This window comes from Bacillus sp. WMMC1349 (assembly GCF_013155385.1).
Taxonomy (GTDB): Bacteria; Bacillota; Bacilli; order Bacillales; family Bacillaceae; genus Bacillus.
This window is the reverse complement of record NZ_JABJUQ010000007.1, coordinates 3324955-3341480: the sequence shown is the minus strand read 5'-3', so window position 1 is coordinate 3341480 and position 16526 is coordinate 3324955. Positions and strand designations below refer to the sequence as shown.

The window sequence follows — 16526 nt, the reverse complement described above, 5'->3', positions numbered from 1 at the left end:
GAGGGAAATCGTTGAATAAAAATATTTTAGTATTTCCGTGCGGGTCTGAAATTGGTTTAGAGATTCACAATTCATTAAGATTCGCTAAAAATATTAAACTTTTTGGGGCATCAAGTGTAGCTGATCATGGAAGATACGTATATAAAAACTATATTGAAAATCTTCCGCATGTTGATGATCCCAACTTTTTGATTCGGTTAAATGAGATCATCGCTCAATATCAAATCGATTTTATCTTCCCTGCGCATGATAGTGTGGTCTTAAAGCTTGCCCAAGAGAGAAACAATTTGAATGCAGAGATTATGACTTCTTCTGCTGAAACTTGTGAAATTGCAAGGTCAAAAAAGAGAACTTATGAATTCTTTTCAGACGAAGATTTTGTCCCGGAAATGTTTGAAAGTATCGATGAAATAAGTGAATTTCCGGTGTTTTTAAAACCTGATGTCGGACAAGGTTCCAAAGGAATCGCTTTAGCTCGCAATAAGGAAGAATTAAAGTTTCATCTGGATAAAGCGAAAGATTTATTGATTTTAGAATATTTGCCAGGTGAAGAGTACACGATTGACTGCTTTACCGACAAAAATGGTGAATTAAAATTCATTGGGAAAAGAGAACGAAAAAGGATTAAAAGTGGAATAAGCGTTAACTCAGTTACTATGCCATTAGATTCGTCAACAAAAGAAATTGCTCACCGAATCAATCAAAAACTGGAATTCCGCGGAGCTTGGTTTTTTCAGTTGAAAATAGATGTGAACGGTCAGTTTAAACTGCTTGAAATCGCTCCCCGTATTGCTGGAACGATGAGTTTGTATAGAAACAAAGGTGTGAATTTTTCGCTTCTCAGCCTTTATGACAGACTGGGTTACAAACTGGATGTTTCAGACAATGATTTTGAAGTAGAAGTTGATAGAGCTTTAATCAATCGGTTTCATCTCAATTATGAATATCAAAAAGTGTATGTCGATTTTGACGATACGGTGACACATCATGAGCGGGTCAATCCACTGCTGATGCAGTTTTTATATCAATGTGTAAGAGATGAAAAACAACTGATTTTAATTACGAAACATATTCACGATATTAAAACGACTTTAAAAAAATTAAAAATTAGCATTGAGCTGTTTGATGAGATCATTCATATAAGTAAAGATGAAAAGAAATCAGCTTTTATTGACAAAGATGTTCCGGCTATTTTTATAGATGACTCTTTTCAAGAACGGTCAGATATTGGACGTTTGAATATTCCTGTGTTTGATGTCGATTCTGTTGAAGCTTTAATTGACTGGAGATATTAAAAGATGAATCACTTAAAATTTGCTGAACGAATCAATGTAACAAAGCCCAAGTTGCCGCCTATTGAAGCCTATACTGCAAAAATTCAAAAGATCTGGGACAATCATTGGCTAAGTAACAATGGTCCGCTTCATGAGGAATTTAAAACAGCTTTGAAGAATTTTTTAAATGTAAAGCATTTGGAATTGTTTGTGAACGGACACTCTGCTTTAGAATTAGCCTTGAAAAGTCTGAATTTAAGCGGAGAGGTAATCACAACGCCATTTACATTTGCCTCAACAGTGCAAGCCATTTTAAATACAGGGCTAAAACCAGTGTTCTGTGATATCGAAACTCAAACTTACAATATTGATACAAGGCAAATTGAGAAGCTTATTAATGAAAAGACTTCTGCTATTATAGCTGTCCATGTTTATGGGAACCCTTGTGATGTGTATGAGATTGAAAGAATCGCCAAACAGTACAATTTAAAAGTCATTTATGATGCGGCACATGCTTTTGGTGTCACAATTGATGGCAAAAGTATAGCTGAGTTCGGTGACATTTCGATGTTCAGTATGCATGCGACTAAAGTGTTTCATTCAATCGAAGGCGGCCTTCTTACATTTAAAGATGCTGCCTTAGAAACTAAGCTAAAAACCATGAAAAATTTCGGTATATCAGCCGAAGACTCTGTTGATATGCCAGGTGTGAATGCCAAAATGAATGAATTCCAAGCCGCAATGGGGATTGTCAATTTAGAGACGTTTGACCTCGATATCATGAAAAGAAAACAAGTTTATTTGAATTACAAAAAATATTTTGCAGGGTTCCCGGATATTAAAATGTTAGCGGAACTAGAAGGTGTGTCTCATAACTACTCGTATTTTCCGGTGTTATTTGAGAAAAAAGAAATTCGAGATTACGTTTTTCATGAGGCAAAAAAATATAATTTATATACTAGAAAATATTTTTATCCTTTGTGCAATGAATTTACTTTTTGTGAATTGGATAAAGGAAATACTTTAAACGCGTTAGATGTTAGTAATCGAATGTTAGCTTTGCCAATGTATGCAGATCTAGATGAGAATACGATCGAGCAAATTTGTGAAATCATTAAGACGCTGACAAAAAACATTAGTCTGACTAGCTCAGGTAAAAAATTAAGTTAGTAAGGTGAAAACATTGTCAAATGATAAATATAAATTAAGTGTTGTTGTCTTAGTCTATAATACAGAAAACTATTTAAGAGAATGTTTGGACTCTTTAGTTAATCAAACACTTAAAGAAATAGAGATCATCATTGTAAATGATGAAAGTCCTGATGATAGTCATCTGATTATCGACGAATACAAATGTTATCACAATGTAAAAGTCATCAATCAAAAAAACAGCGGGGGTGCGATTGCCGGTAATAACGGGTTGCACCACGCAAGCGGAGAATTTGTGACGGTCATGGACTCAGATGATATCGTGCCATTAAACGCATATGAAAAAATGTATAATGAAGCTAAAAAAACAGAGGCTGATATTGTCATCGGCAGACCAAATATTTTGATTGATGGTGTGCAAAAAGAAATTCTTTATAAAAAAGAACGCGAAGTTTGGAAAGAGAACAGAATCATTGATGATATAAAAGAGTTTTTGGACATTTTTTATGATGGGTTTTATTGGAATAAAATCTTCAAAAGAAGCCTGATGTTTAAACACGATTGTTTTATGCCGCCGAAAATGCTTTATGCAGATAGGCCGATGGTTCACAAAGCTTTCTTACATGCAAATCGAATTGCAATCATTACTGATTTAGTCTATTTGTGGAGAAAAAGAGGTGAAGAAGCAACTCAAAAGTCAATTACTCAGTTAAATGGCGATCTCAATAATTTTCTCGACAGAATGGAGTCCGTTGATTATCAGCTTGGTTATTTTGAAGAGTTTGGAGATCCAGAGCTGACAAATGAGTTTTTAAAGAGAAATATCGAAAGGATCTTTTTCCCGATTCAGAATATTGCATTCAGTAAAAAATTCAGAGATGTTTACTATGAAAAAACGAAAGAGTTTTTATTAAGGATAGAAGATGTTTATGAAAACGATATAGGGATATTGAATAATCTATATATCTACTTGATATTGAATGACTTAAGAGAAGAATTAATGTATGTTGTGGCAGCAAATCCAAAAGGGGAAATTATTGAAGAAAATAACCGATATTTTTGGGCACTGCCGCTTTTCAGAAATGAAGAGCTGTTGATCCCTGATGAGCTATTTGAAATCAAGGTCCTAAAAAAAGATTTTATTAAAATAGAGAACATATCGGTTGATCAAGATGGTGTTCATATCGAAGATTTAGATCTTCCGGAAATCTTTAAAGATGATGTGACAATTGAAATTTCGTTTGAATCACGTCATGATACGGACAAAAAAAAGTCGTTTGATTTAATGAAAAATGATCATGGTTATTTTAGTGTGACAATTCCTCTTACCTGTTTTGAAAACGAATCTACTGGTCTTTATGATATTTATTTGATTTTCAATTACAAAAATAAACAAGAAAAATTTAGAATATCAAAAAAGAACTTAATCTCTTATAAAAAATCTGAGATGAGTTTTAAAGAGGATTTTAAATTTTATTTTACGCCAAAAGGACATTTTTCTTTAAAGTTGATGAACTTTTCAGTTTCATCTATTCACTTTGAACAAAATCAATTAACATTATTGACAAATAAACCTTTAGATAGCGGTGCTGTTTTTTATTTGAAAAACAGATTAACGAAAGAAAAGATCTTTTTGGTACAAAAATCTTCATGTGAATATGAAATTCTCTGGGATCATTTTTTTGATGAATATATGACATACGACTTTTATTTTGTATTACGCAACAAGCATTACAGGTTAAGCGAAGAAAAATATGCCGGTGATTTTGGTTTGAAAGTTAAAAGAGACAGACAATTGATTCAATTATACAAGACGAAAAAAAATAATTTGTCAATTCATGGGGGTTAGACTCGTTAATAAAAGGTCTTAAAACCTCTATAAACACTTAACTGTCGGTTTACCGGCAGTTTTTTTACATCATGTTTGGTCTTTTCAAAAGTGAAAAAAAAACCGAATTCTGTTACAATATAGAGCGGTGCTTTTAAATTTTAGTTCTTTAAGGCCCAAAACTTTTATCTTAAGGAAGATTAGAATGAATGCATTAGTGAGAATAGTGAAAGAGCAAGTAACATCGTTTCCTTTAATATTGCGATTGGCGGCTTATGAAACAAAGTCCAAATACCAAATGAATTATTTAGGCGTATTATGGCAGTTTTTGAATCCGCTCATTCAGATGCTGGCTTATTGGTTTGTATTTGGGATGGGAATTAGAAAAAGCGGGGCCGTATCTACTGGTATCGGGGAAGTTCCTTTCATTATCTGGATGCTGGCCGGTTTGATTCCATGGTTTTTCATCAGTCCGACCATTCTTGATGGTTCAAATAGTGTGTTTAAACGGATCAATATGGTCGCCAAAATGAACTTTCCAATCAGTGCCCTTCCATCAGTTGCGATTGCGGCCAACCTGTTTAGTTATTTTGTGATGATGGGGATCTATGTGATTGCATTATTAGCATTTGGGATTTATCCTAGTGTTCATTGGATAGAATATGTTTACTATTTGTTTTGTATGATTGTTTTCATGTTTTCTTTCAGTTTGTTTAACTCAACAATCAGCGTTTTAGTTAGAGACTATCAGTTTCTGCTGCAATCTGTCACAAGACTACTGTTTTTCCTGCTCCCTGTTTTTTGGGATATTAGCCACCAGCTCGGGAAAAACCATCCAAACATGTTGGCAGCTATTAAATTGAACCCGCTTTTTTATATTATTGATGGTTTTAGACACAGTTTTATGGGTGGAACTTGGTTTTTTGAGGATATGAAATACACATTGTATTTCTGGATCTTCACATTGTTATTGTTAACAGCAGGTTCGCTGTTGCATATGAAATTCAGAGATAAGTTTGTTGACTTTCTTTAATACGTAAGGAGATAGAACGATGAAACTAAAAGTTTCGTTTCGAAACGTTTCAAAACAGTATCATTTGTATGAGAAGCAGTCCGATAAAATGAAAGGATTGTTTTTCCCGAGTCAGGACAAAGGTTTTTTTGCTGTGCGGAATGTCTCCTTTGACGTATACGAAGGAGAAACGATCGGTTTTGTTGGGATTAATGGTTCAGGAAAATCAACGATGTCAAATTTATTGGCAAAAATCATTCCGCCGACTAGCGGTGAAATTGAAATGGATGGTCAGCCATCACTTATTGCGATTTCCGCTGGTTTGAATAATGCACTAACAGGAAAAGACAACATTAGACTGAAGTGTTTAATGATGGGGATGACTAATAAAGAAATCGATCAGATGTATGACAGCATTGTTGAATTTGCTGAGATCGGTGATTTTATCAATCAGCCGGTTAAAAGCTATTCAAGCGGTATGAAATCACGGCTCGGCTTTGCGATATCTGTCCATATTGATCCAGATATTTTAATTATTGATGAAGCTCTATCAGTAGGGGATCAGACCTTCTATCAAAAATGTGTGGATCGTATTTCCGAGTTTAAAAAACAGGGGAAAACGATTTTCTTCGTCAGCCATTCCATCGGTCAGATTGAAAAAATGTGTGACCGTGTCGCATGGATGCATTATGGCGAACTTAAGATGTTTGATGAAACAAAAAAAGTTGTTAAAGAGTATAAAACATTTATTGACTGGTTTAATAAACTTTCTAAACAAGAAAAAGAAACATATAAAAATGAGCAAATTGCAATCAGAAAACAGGCTTTGCCTGAAGATCAAGCATTTGCACGCTTTCGAAAAGACAAGAAAAAGCCGAGGTCTATAGCAAATATTGTTCAAATAACGATATTGTCGATCTTGCTTATTTTAATGGCAGGGACGATGTTTGTGAAAGCGCCGCTGCGAACGATCGTTTCATTAGGGGCAATTCCTCAAGGAGAGACGAAAAAGGACCATGTTGTCAAAGGACATGCTACAAGTTTTAAAAAGGTGAATAAACCTGGATTTATCATCAAAGAACAAACAGCCTTATACAATGATCAACACCTTAAACATAAACATATGGGAGCACTGTCTTTCGGGACGAGAGTTAAGGTGATATCTAAAAATAATCTCACTGCTAAAATAGAGTTGGCTGGGCTTCCTTACTTTGTCGATCAAAAACTTGTTTCAACAGGCGTCAAAAAAAGCACTGTAAAGGATAATCTGATTACTCCATTTGTCTATGAAAAAGCAGCTGCTTCATATCAATATTTTTTGTCTTTCCTTGGTGCTGATAGAGATCAACTAGAACTAAAGTTAAAAGGAATTGAGGAGAGTGCAACTGCAGACGGGCGTGAAATATTGGCACTCAACTATGAAAAGGTTCGTTATGTCATAGAAGAAGGTAAAGTGTCTCAAGTGGTATTCCAGACGGTATCTCAGATTACGCCTGCTTCGCTAGCTTTACAAGATCATGATGTATTAAAGAAAGATGGGAACCGTTTTATCGTTAAAACAAATGAGCGTACTTTTGTTGTTGATAATGAAAAACAGACACTGACCATTATGGCAAAATAACAAGAAGGGCTGTCTTCAAAAGTCTTTTACAACATGAATCAGAGGGAATTGCGAGACTCCAGCGGAAACAGTGAGCCAGGAATGGACTCCGAGGAGGCTCGCGGATCGCCCGCGGAAAGCGAGCAAATTTCCTGATTTCATGCACACTACTTTCAAGGTAACCCTCAACAAAAAAAGCTATTGGATTTTATTGTCCAATAGCTTTTTTAAAATTTAAATTTCTTCTTTCTTCAACAGGTCTTGAATAAACGGAATCAAGGAACCTTTTAATTCAGGATCCTGCATCGCAAATTCCATAGTGGTTTGGATAAAGCCAAGTTTTTCTCCAACATCATAACGCTTGCCTTCAAAATCGTAAGCAAATACACGTTGGATTTCGTTTAATTGGCCGATGGCATCTGTCAACTGAATTTCTCCGCCGGCACCGATTTGCTGTTTATCCAAGTACATAAAGATTTCAGGTGTAAAGATATAACGCCCTAAAATTGCTAAGTTTGACGGTGCTGTTCCCGGTTTAGGTTTTTCAACAAAACTTCTAACTTGATAAAGACGGTCTTCACTGGTCAAAGGATCAATAATCCCATAACGATGTGTTTCTTCTTCAGGTACATGTTGGACACCGATCACTGAGGAGAGGGTTTTTTCATACTCATCCATTAGTTGGCGTAGACCTGGTTTTTCTGCCTGGACAATATCATCGCCCAGAAGTACTGCGAATGGCTCATCACCGATAAAGTTGCGTGCGCACCAAACGGCATGTCCGAGACCTTTAGGCTCTTTTTGGCGAATGTAATGAATATCCGCGAGATTAGACGCTTTTTTGACTTTTTCAAGCAGCTCTGATTTTCCTTTTTCTTCAAGGTTTCTTTCGAGCTCAGGTGAGAAGTCAAAATGATCTTCAATCGCTCTTTTACTTTTTCCGGTTACAATAATAATGTCTTCAATACCAGATTCTACAGCTTCTTCAATAATGTATTGAATTGTTGGTTTATCAACGATCGGCAGCATTTCTTTAGGCATTGCTTTGGTGGCTGGCAAGAAGCGTGTACCAAGACCTGCTGCAGGAATAATTGCTTTGCGTACTTTTTTCATATTGATTATACACCATCCTTATTCATGTCTCATTTTCAGTATTGAAAATAGATCGTTTTAATATCGTCAAGATCATACTCAGTTTTTAATGTTAACACCAATTTTAATCATATAAGAAAAACCCGTTTTGAACAAGTTAAATAAAGAGGTGTTAAACCTTGAAATTGTAAAGGCAGAATTGTTAAGGTAAACAATGGATAGATGAAAAACATCTTCGTATAAACAAGAAAATTCGCTATAATAGTTCATATGAACTTATTTTATTGGAGGGAACAAATGCTACCGGAAAAAAAGATCAGGCTTCCTGATGCACATTATTTTTTTACGACATCTTCAGTCAAGGAAACGTTTGGCGGTTTAACCGAGGCAATGCTGCAACGCGGCAGGCTTTTTTCAGAGTTCGCTGGTCAAAAGACAACGGTTGTTACTTTTAATTATGATCCAACATATCCAAAGATCATTAGTAGTTTGCTGACTAGACAAAAAATAAATCAGGACATAAAGATTGTCAATCTGTACGAATATTTTAAAGGTGAGGAAGCGAGTCTGCCTGTTGTAAAACATGTGATTGATCAAGAGGGGTTAAAATTTCACAAAGATCCGAAACTCAATGCTTATCGTTACTATGACAATGGATTGTACGTTTATTATAAGCGGTTTACTGACGATGGCAAACTTGTGGTAGCTGATTATTTTAATAAACAGCGAAAGCGAGTGAAACGTGAAGAATACACGGAGGAAGGTTATATCCATCGGATTACATATATGGATTTGGAATATAACAAGCCTCGGCAAGAATTGTTTTTCAGAAATGATGGTTCCTGTTATATGAGTAAGTGGCTGACGATGACCAAGGATAAGAAAGCTGTGAGGGCTGAAAAAATCAATTTGTTTGAAAGAAATGGTGATGTTCGCGCTGTATTTTCCTCAACGATTGAACTTCAGCATTATTTTCTCGATTGTTTAATCGGAAATGAGACAACCTTTCTGATTGGTGAGGAAAGAGGGACAGACCCCATCACAATGTCTTATCAACATGATCATATTTACAAAGTTTATATCACCCACAATATTCATGTGAGAGAGCCTTATCACTATCGTTCTGTGCTTAGATTAGGAAACAGACCAGTAATGGAAAATATGGGCCATCCAGATGCAGTTGTTTTTCTGACAGAAAAGCAGAAAACAGATATCGTGAAACGGTTTGGCAACCGCACCAATTATTTTGTGATTCCCCATGCTCATCAAAAACCTGAAACATTGGCTGATTTCTCCAAGCGCGATCTAAAACGTGTGATTATTTTAGCCAGATATCATCAGCAAAAAAATTTGACGCATGCCATTCAAGCGTTTGCTCATACTGTAAAACAAGTACCACAGGCAAGACTTGAGATTTTTGGTTTCGGAGAACAAGAAAAAGAACTGCAAAACTTGATCGATCAATTAAACCTTCAAGACCACGTATTTTTAAAAGGTTTTACTAAAGATCCAGATGGAGAATTCCGTACAGCGGCTTTTTCTGTTTTATCAAGTGAATATGAAGGGTTCGGTCTTGTTGTACTTGAAAGCCTTGCCAACGGATGTCCAGTTGTTTCTTATGATCTAAAATATGGTCCAAGCGATATGATCAACAATGGTGAAAATGGCTTTTTGGTGGAGAATAAGAACATCAATGAGCTTGGTGAAAAAATAACAGAGCTCTTGCAAAAACCTGAGCTGATCAAAACGATGAGTGAACATGCATATCAAAGTGTCGATAAATTCAGTGAGTTAGCATTTATGGAACGATGGAGCAGCATGTTTTTTACGATCATTAAAAATAGACCGCTTAGAAATACATTGTCAAATATGGAACTTCACCTTGATCATTATGATTGGAGCGGTAAAAAACAATTTGTGGTCACTGGTCAAGTGTCATTAACTGGAGAGGTTCCAACGGCTGCTTTGGATCATTACCATACGTATTGGAAAGTATATAATCGCGATACAAAATCATTTACGATTGTCCAAGCTGAAACAGAGCGAGACGAACAAAATCGCTTACTTGTGAAAGGTGAATTTCAGCTTGATTCATTGGTCAACAAAGAGGCTGTCTTAGATGTATCTTTAGGCATTGAATGGGATAACAGTTATTTTGAAAAGCGGATCGGATATGCAAAAACAGAGTTAAAAACATTACCATCTCGGAAAATAAACGGTTTTAAAGTTCAACCATACTTCACGGAGAATCATGGTAATCTAAGTTTTCAAGTAAAACCATCTGAAGGGTTTAGGTTATTTAGCAAGAGAAAGCGAGGCAAATCATGAGGCGGATATTTTCATTGCTTTATGAAATTGATGTGGATAAAGGCGGGATTACAAGTTCGATGTTATCCCGCTCTTATGCTCTAACTGAGAGAGGGCACCATGTTGATTTAGTAACATTAGATAAAAAAGATCATTACGCTGAAATTGAACTGAAGTTGAAAGAGCAGGGCAGATTGCATCCTGATGTGTGTATTTTAAATGTTTATCAGTCATATCAAGATCTGCACATGCAGTACTCTCCTGATGAACAGCAAATTGAACACTACGAAAAGTCTTCGGCATTAAAAGAGCCAGGATTGACTGTCGAACTTTCGCGGTATGATGAGCGTGGTGAAGCCGATTATTTTTGTAATGGGCTGTATGTAAAACGAAAAAAATGGAATCAAGATAAACGTCTATTACATATTGACTATTTTAATGAGAATAGATACAGGGAAAAACGAGAAAATTTCCATGAAAAAGGATTTATTGCAAAGGAAACGCTGTTTCATTGGAAAACAAACAAACCGAGTCAAGTTCGCTATCTGGCACCAGATGGTTTTTGTTATTTGACAGAATGGTATCACTTAGATTCAGGCAAACTAGAAGGGATCTCTTTGTTTGAGCGAACAGACTCCCAGGTGAAGATATTTAACGATAATCATGGTTTTCATACATATTGGCTTGAAACATTGTGTGAAAAAGAAGAATCACCCATTTTAATCTGTGATGGTGTTGGGAGTGCTTCTAAAGTAAATGCAATGAAACCGGGTTTAGCGAAAAGGCTTTATTGCGTTCATTCCAATCATTTGGATTATCCGCATACATTGGGAAGCCCTGTTCGGAAAAACCATCAATATGTACTGGAACATATTAAAGATTATGATGGTCTAATTGTTTTAACACAAGAACAAAAAAAGGATATTCTTCAAGATTTCGAGGCGAACAACAATATTCATGTGATTCCTCATGCACCGAGAAAATTAAACATTCAAGAAGATGTAGAAAAGAAAAAAAATGAATTCGTCATGATTGCTAGATACCATGAAGAAAAAGGGATTGATAAAGCGATCCAGGCGATGGAAATTGTCGGACGGACACACCCTGATATCGTCTTAAATATTTACGGAAGCGGTCCACATCAACCGAAATATGAACAACTGATCAACAAACTTGGTTTGAACAATGTACATTTGTGTGGCTATGCGCCTGATCCAGCCCGACTTTATCAACAAGCACTGGCGACTTTATTGACTTCTAAATTTGAAGGGTTTTGTTTAGCGATTTGTGAGTCATTTTCATGTAGTACACCAGTGATTAGTTTTGATGTAAAATACAGTCCAAGCGAACTCATAGATCAACATAAAACAGGGATTCTTGTCGAACATGAGGATATTGCCGAATTGGCAAACAGTATCATCTATTTATATGAACATCCAGAAAAAGCTATACAGTATGGAAAAAATGCAAAGCAAAAAATAGACACTCATTATAGTGAGGAGCGTCTCATTGAAAGATGGGAGCAAGTTTTCAATTTAATATAGTCAAACACATAAGGGATTGATAGAATTTATGTTAAAAATCACTGTAGCTGTGCCATGTTATCATTCTGAACAGTTTATCTCAAGGTGCATGGACAGCCTTGTTAACCAATCAATGGCAGACGATGAATATGAAATTATCTGTGTTGATGATCGGTCAACAGACAGAACAGTCGAAGTTCTACATGAGTATCAGAGCCGCTATCATCAGGTGAAAGTCATCGAAAGAGAGACAAATTCAGGCGGACCAGGAGAACCAAGAAATCAAGCGATTGAAGCGGCAAAAGGTAAGTATATCTTTTTTGTTGATTCAGATGATTACTTAGGTACGGAAGCTTTGGAAAGAATGTACAATTTTGCTGAAGAACATGATTCAGATGTGATCCTTGGTAAAATGCAGGGTGTTAATGGACGAGGTGTTCCAAAGGCCATTTTTAAAGAAACAAACCCGAATGTCGATTTGGTTGATTCAGTTCTTGTCTATGCGCTTGGACCTACGAAAATGTTTCGTGTATCAATGCTAAAAGAAAACAACATTTGGTTTCCTACGAATATTAAGGCAACTGAAGATCAAGTATTTGTGATGAACGCTTTTCTCCATGCGAGTGTTATTTCAGTTTTAGCTGATTATGATTGTTATTACGCAGTCTTGCGTGAAGGTGATCATATGACATTTGCCTATGTTTCACCTCAAGATTATTATGATGCAATGAAAGTCATTATTGAAATGATCAAAACAAGCCGATTGTCAGAAACTCGAATAGAGAAGCTGATGGCAAAATTTTTAAATAGACATTTTGAATTTTCTAGAACAACCGATTTTACGACAGTGCTTCAAACGGAAGATGAACAAAGAGAGTGGATGAATGAGCTCCATTTATTTGTACAAAAAAACATTCCTGCTGAAGTCGACACTTTGCTAAAAAATCATTTTCGGCTCCGCCTATACTTTATTCGCCATAACGATCTGACCGGTTTTAAACAGTTTGAACATGAGGAAGAGCATCTTCAAGATTTTGCATATGTTGAGCAAGGAAATATTTTTGCCAACTTTCCAAGTCTTTCTCGCTATGAGGTGCCAAAAGAAGCGCTTAAAATGAACCACAAAAATCAGCTGATTCATTTTGTAGAGGACATTGCTTTTGAAAATTATCATTTATTAGTGAAAGGGTCAGTCCATCATACTGCACTTACACATCAATCAGAACGACAAAATATTGTAGGTGTGTGGGTGAATCGGCAAACGAAATTAGAAAAGCGGTTTAAGCCTGATGTTTCAGAGGGAGAGCAGTTTGTTTTTCGTTTCCCTTTTAATGAAATTGCTGAAACAGACTTAGATATCGGGGTGTGGGATTTATTTATCGATTCTTACATTGATGGCTATCGCAGACGCGGCCGCATTGGCAGAAACAGACAACCATATCAATACAAGAGCCATGCAAAGTTTCTCGGTAATAACGGTTTCAGCACCTATACTGTAAGACCTTATTTTACAAAGGACTTTGACAATCTTTCTTTGGAATTCAAGGCACATAATACCGCGTTAAAGGTTGAAATTTCAGAAGATGATCCAAGTTCTTACCTGACGATTACGATCCCTAAACAACAACTGTTTTTTCCGCAAAAATCAATCCTGTTGTTTAAAATAAACAATCAAGAACTGTTAGTACCGATAAAAGAAGTCATGACAAAACCGGAGCAAACAGAGATAAACATTTCGCGGCATTTAATTGCTGATAAAATGGCTTCTGGTCAAATATTTAAAGGTGATGTTGACATATTTCTCAACTCGTATCAAACTAGGCTAGATCCAATACAACATGACTTTTCAGCCTTGCTTTGTAGTTACATTATTCATAAGAAACGATGGTTCTTAAAAAGCGAGCGGAAAGTTGATGTTCAACTTAAAGCAAATCACTCAACATTTTATTTAACAAGCCGCTAATACAGAAAACAGGTGACATAAAATGAAAACATTAAAAGTGATGACAGTCTTTGGCACTCGTCCTGAGGCGATTAAAATGGCGCCGCTCGTACTCGAATTAAGGAGACATCCGGAAATAGAATCATTTGTAACGGTCACAGCCCAGCACAGGCAAATGCTTGATCAAGTTCTCGAAGCCTTTCATATTAAACCTGATTTCGATTTAAATATTATGAAAGACAGACAGACATTGGCGGAACTGACATCCAATGTACTAGTTAAGCTTGATCAATTGTTTCAAAAAGTGAAGCCTGATATTGTCCTTGTGCATGGTGATACAACAACGACTTTTGCTGGAAGTCTTGCCGCATTCTATCATCAAATATCTGTCGGACATGTAGAGGCAGGGCTTCGGACGAAAAACAAATATTCTCCATTTCCGGAAGAGTTAAATCGGCAGTTAACAGGATCGATTGCTGATTTGCATTTTGCGCCAACAAGCCAAGCAAAACAAAATTTGCTGCAGGAAAATAAGAATTCAGACACGATTTTTGTGACTGGGAATACAGCAATTGATGCTCTCAATACGACGGTCAAAGACAGCTATTCACATCCTGTACTCGATAAACTAAATGGGGATAGAATGGTCTTACTAACCGCCCATCGCCGCGAGAACTTGGGGCAGCCAATGGAAAATATCTTTAAGGCGATTCGTCATATTGTCGAGGAATTTAACGATGTTCAGGTTGTTTATCCAGTCCATCTTAATCCGGTTGTACGGGAAGCGGCTTCGAAGCAACTTGGTGGCATTGACCGTGTCCATTTAATTGAGCCGTTAGAAGTTGTGGATTTTCATAATTTTGCCGCCAGAGCTCATTTGATTTTGACCGATTCAGGGGGAGTTCAAGAAGAGGCCCCATCACTCGGGAAACCGGTACTTGTCCTTCGTGATACGACCGAGCGTCCTGAAGGAGTGAAAGCGGGCACATTGAAGCTGGCGGGAACAGATGAGGAAACAGTCTATCAACTGACAAAACAGTTGTTAACTGATGAAGCTGAATATGCTAAAATGTCCCGTGCCTCAAATCCCTATGGTGATGGTCAGGCATCTCGTCGGATTGCAGAATTGCTACTTTATCACTATGGATACCGAAGCGAACTGCCGGATTTGGTTCAAGGTATCTAAAAAAAGAAGCTTCCCGCAGGAGGCTTCTTTTTTGTTTACTTATTTAAGTCAAGATTTTGTTTTAATTTTGCGGTTATCTTAGCCAGAGAACTGTCATCAACCTTGTAATAGTAAATACCGCCTATTTTCGTGCCATTGCCTTTAAGCTGATGCTGAATGATGTTTGATCGAGCATCTTTGTAGCCTGATTGGATATCCCACATATCATCAAAGGTTAAGTTTGTTTTGACGTTTTTCTCAATGACATTGAACATGTCACTAAACTTTGTAATTGAAGAAATGCTAGCACCTTTATTAATAATCCCTTCAATCACTTGGCGCTGTCTGTCTTGACGACCAAAATCACCGTTTGGATCTTGTTTTCTCATTCTTGTGTATGCGAGTGCTTCATCACCATTTAAGGTAATACTTCCTTTAGCGAATGAATGCCCTTCAAAATTAAAAGCAAATTTACTGTTTACTGTCACACCACCAAGGGTATCGACGGTATCTCTAAAGCTTTCCATATTGACCTTAACGAAATAATCAACTGGAACATCAAGTAAATTTTCCACTGTATCCACCGTCATTTGGACACCGCCAAATGCATAAGAGTGGTTAATTTTATCAGTTTTTCCTTTACCGATAATTTCAGTATACGTATCACGCGGAATGCTGACCATTTCGGTCGTTTTTGTTTTGGGATTGACTGTCATATAGATGAGGGAGTCTGCCCGGCCTTTATCATTTTTACGTTCATCAACACCCAAGATCAGAACGGAAAAAGGGTCTTGGTTATTAATGTCAACATCAGAATGGCGCTTGTCCGACTTTTTGATTGGTTGATGAATGTTCGCCACAGTCGAAGCAGCCTTTTGCCATAAATAATATGCATATCCGCCTGTAGTAAAAACAAAGACAGCAACTATAGCAATGATTGTAATCAATATTTTCTTCTTTTTCTTCCTTTTTTCAGCTCTCATATAGCCCTCACCTTTTTAATAGTCTACAACTTTGATTATAAGTTTTTTCGCTTCGAATACAACAAGAAAATACTAGATATATTTTTTAAGAAGACGATTTTTTTTAGAAAATGTTTCATAAAAATACGTGATTATACAAAAATTTGCGTTATAATTAAAAAGTCTGTTTGAATTTGTCGATACATAGGGAGAGGTGAAAAAAATGAAAAAACTCACAATCTTGATGTTTTCGCTGCTGATTGTATTGTCGGCTTGCGGAACCGCAGAACAGTCAAAGTCCAGCGGAGACCAACCAAAATCTGACCAGCAGAAAACAGAAAACAAAGAAAATGCAGAAAGCAAAGAGAGCGCTAAAAACGAAGAAAATGCAGAAAGCAAAGAGAGCGCTGAAAACAAAGAAAATGCAGAAAGCAAAAAAAGCGCTGAAAGCAAAGACATCATCACGAAAGAAGGCTCTTTTGCCGGTTTGGCTGATAGTCACACGGTTGCAGTCAATATTGATGGAAAAGAAACACCAATTCAAGTCGGCACAGAACTTCAGGAAAAAGTCGCAACGATTAAAGAAGGACAAAAAGTGACAATTAAATATTCAAAAGGTGAACACGGAGTTTTAAATCTTGAAAGTATTGAGACTAAATAACAAGAATTGTT

12 protein-coding genes are annotated in these 16526 nt (G+C 36.5%); 10 read left to right on the top strand and 2 right to left on the bottom strand.

Annotated elements, in window-relative coordinates; all coding sequences use genetic code 11:
* Window positions 1-11 precede the first annotated feature (11 nt).
* The 5 genes from HOO54_RS19515 to tagH all read left to right on the top strand — a co-directional run bounded on the left by HOO54_RS19515 (window position 12) and on the right by tagH (window position 6884).
* A complete protein-coding gene (locus HOO54_RS19515) occupies window positions 12-1295 on the top strand; it encodes an ATP-grasp domain-containing protein (protein WP_172298200.1) in 1284 nt (427 codons plus the stop codon).
* Window positions 1296-1298: 3 nt separating this feature from the next.
* A complete protein-coding gene (locus HOO54_RS19510) occupies window positions 1299-2444 on the top strand; it encodes a DegT/DnrJ/EryC1/StrS family aminotransferase (protein WP_172298198.1) in 1146 nt (381 codons plus the stop codon).
* A gap of 13 nt (window positions 2445-2457) precedes the next feature.
* Window positions 2458-4272, top strand: coding sequence for a glycosyltransferase family 2 protein (locus HOO54_RS19505; RefSeq protein ID WP_172298196.1), 1815 nt, complete (start codon window positions 2458-2460; stop codon window positions 4270-4272).
* A 184-nt stretch (window positions 4273-4456) separates the two neighbouring features.
* Window positions 4457-5284: a teichoic acids export ABC transporter permease subunit TagG gene (gene tagG / locus HOO54_RS19500; RefSeq protein WP_172298194.1), complete on the top strand. Its 828-nt coding sequence runs from the start codon at window positions 4457-4459 to the stop codon at window positions 5282-5284.
* Window positions 5285-5303: 19 nt separating this feature from the next.
* Complete coding sequence (gene tagH, locus HOO54_RS19495) at window positions 5304-6884, top strand: teichoic acids export ABC transporter ATP-binding subunit TagH (RefSeq protein ID WP_172298192.1); 1581 nt, start codon at window positions 5304-5306, stop codon at window positions 6882-6884.
* A 213-nt stretch (window positions 6885-7097) separates the two neighbouring features.
* On the opposite strand, the gene galU is transcribed toward tagH, so the two are convergent.
* A complete protein-coding gene (gene galU, locus HOO54_RS19490; RefSeq protein ID WP_172298190.1) occupies window positions 7098-7976 on the bottom strand; it encodes a UTP--glucose-1-phosphate uridylyltransferase GalU in 879 nt (292 codons plus the stop codon).
* Window positions 7977-8252: 276 nt separating this feature from the next.
* On the opposite strand from galU, the gene HOO54_RS19485 reads away from it, so the two are divergent.
* The 4 genes from HOO54_RS19485 to wecB are packed head-to-tail and all read left to right on the top strand — an operon-like array spanning window position 8253 to window position 14913.
* A complete protein-coding gene (locus tag HOO54_RS19485) occupies window positions 8253-10283 on the top strand; it encodes a glycosyltransferase (RefSeq protein ID WP_172298188.1) in 2031 nt (676 codons plus the stop codon).
* A complete protein-coding gene (locus tag HOO54_RS19480) occupies window positions 10280-11806 on the top strand; it encodes a glycosyltransferase (protein ID WP_172298186.1) in 1527 nt (508 codons plus the stop codon). Before HOO54_RS19485 ends, HOO54_RS19480 begins: the two co-directional genes overlap by 4 nt.
* A 28-nt stretch (window positions 11807-11834) precedes the next feature.
* Window positions 11835-13748 carry a glycosyltransferase gene (locus HOO54_RS19475; RefSeq protein WP_172298184.1) on the top strand — a complete coding sequence of 638 codons (1914 nt, stop codon included), beginning with the start codon at window positions 11835-11837 and terminating at the stop codon, window positions 13746-13748.
* A gap of 22 nt (window positions 13749-13770) precedes the next feature.
* Window positions 13771-14913, top strand: coding sequence for a non-hydrolyzing UDP-N-acetylglucosamine 2-epimerase (wecB, locus tag HOO54_RS19470; RefSeq protein ID WP_172298182.1), 1143 nt, complete (start codon window positions 13771-13773; stop codon window positions 14911-14913).
* 35 nt (window positions 14914-14948) lie between these two features.
* Here wecB and tagU read toward each other — a convergent pair whose 3' ends face one another.
* Window positions 14949-15875 (bottom strand): polyisoprenyl-teichoic acid--peptidoglycan teichoic acid transferase TagU, encoded by a 927-nt coding sequence (gene tagU / locus HOO54_RS19465; RefSeq protein ID WP_172298180.1) that lies wholly within the window; start codon window positions 15873-15875, stop codon window positions 14949-14951.
* Window positions 15876-16077: 202 nt separating this feature from the next.
* Here tagU and HOO54_RS19460 point away from each other — a divergent pair, with 202 nt between their 5' ends.
* Entirely contained in the window at window positions 16078-16515 is a 438-nt protein-coding gene (locus tag HOO54_RS19460; protein WP_172298178.1) for a hypothetical protein, read from the top strand.
* The last annotated feature ends 11 nt before the right edge of the window (window positions 16516-16526 follow it).

Coding starts and splice junctions, on each gene's coding strand:
- tagH (WP_172298192.1), top strand. CDS start 5,304: ATGAAACTAAAAGTTTCGTTTCGAAACGTTTCAAAACAGTATCATTTG.
- wecB (WP_172298182.1), top strand. CDS start 13,771: ATGAAAACATTAAAAGTGATGACAGTCTTTGGCACTCGTCCTGAGGCG.
- galU (WP_172298190.1), bottom strand. CDS start 7,976: ATGAAAAAAGTACGCAAAGCAATTATTCCTGCAGCAGGTCTTGGTACA.
- HOO54_RS19510 (WP_172298198.1), top strand. CDS start 1,299: ATGAATCACTTAAAATTTGCTGAACGAATCAATGTAACAAAGCCCAAG.
- tagG (WP_172298194.1), top strand. CDS start 4,457: ATGAATGCATTAGTGAGAATAGTGAAAGAGCAAGTAACATCGTTTCCT.
- HOO54_RS19480 (WP_172298186.1), top strand. CDS start 10,280: ATGAGGCGGATATTTTCATTGCTTTATGAAATTGATGTGGATAAAGGC.
- HOO54_RS19460 (WP_172298178.1), top strand. CDS start 16,078: ATGAAAAAACTCACAATCTTGATGTTTTCGCTGCTGATTGTATTGTCG.
- HOO54_RS19475 (WP_172298184.1), top strand. CDS start 11,835: ATGTTAAAAATCACTGTAGCTGTGCCATGTTATCATTCTGAACAGTTT.
- tagU (WP_172298180.1), bottom strand. CDS start 15,875: ATGAGAGCTGAAAAAAGGAAGAAAAAGAAGAAAATATTGATTACAATC.
- HOO54_RS19485 (WP_172298188.1), top strand. CDS start 8,253: ATGCTACCGGAAAAAAAGATCAGGCTTCCTGATGCACATTATTTTTTT.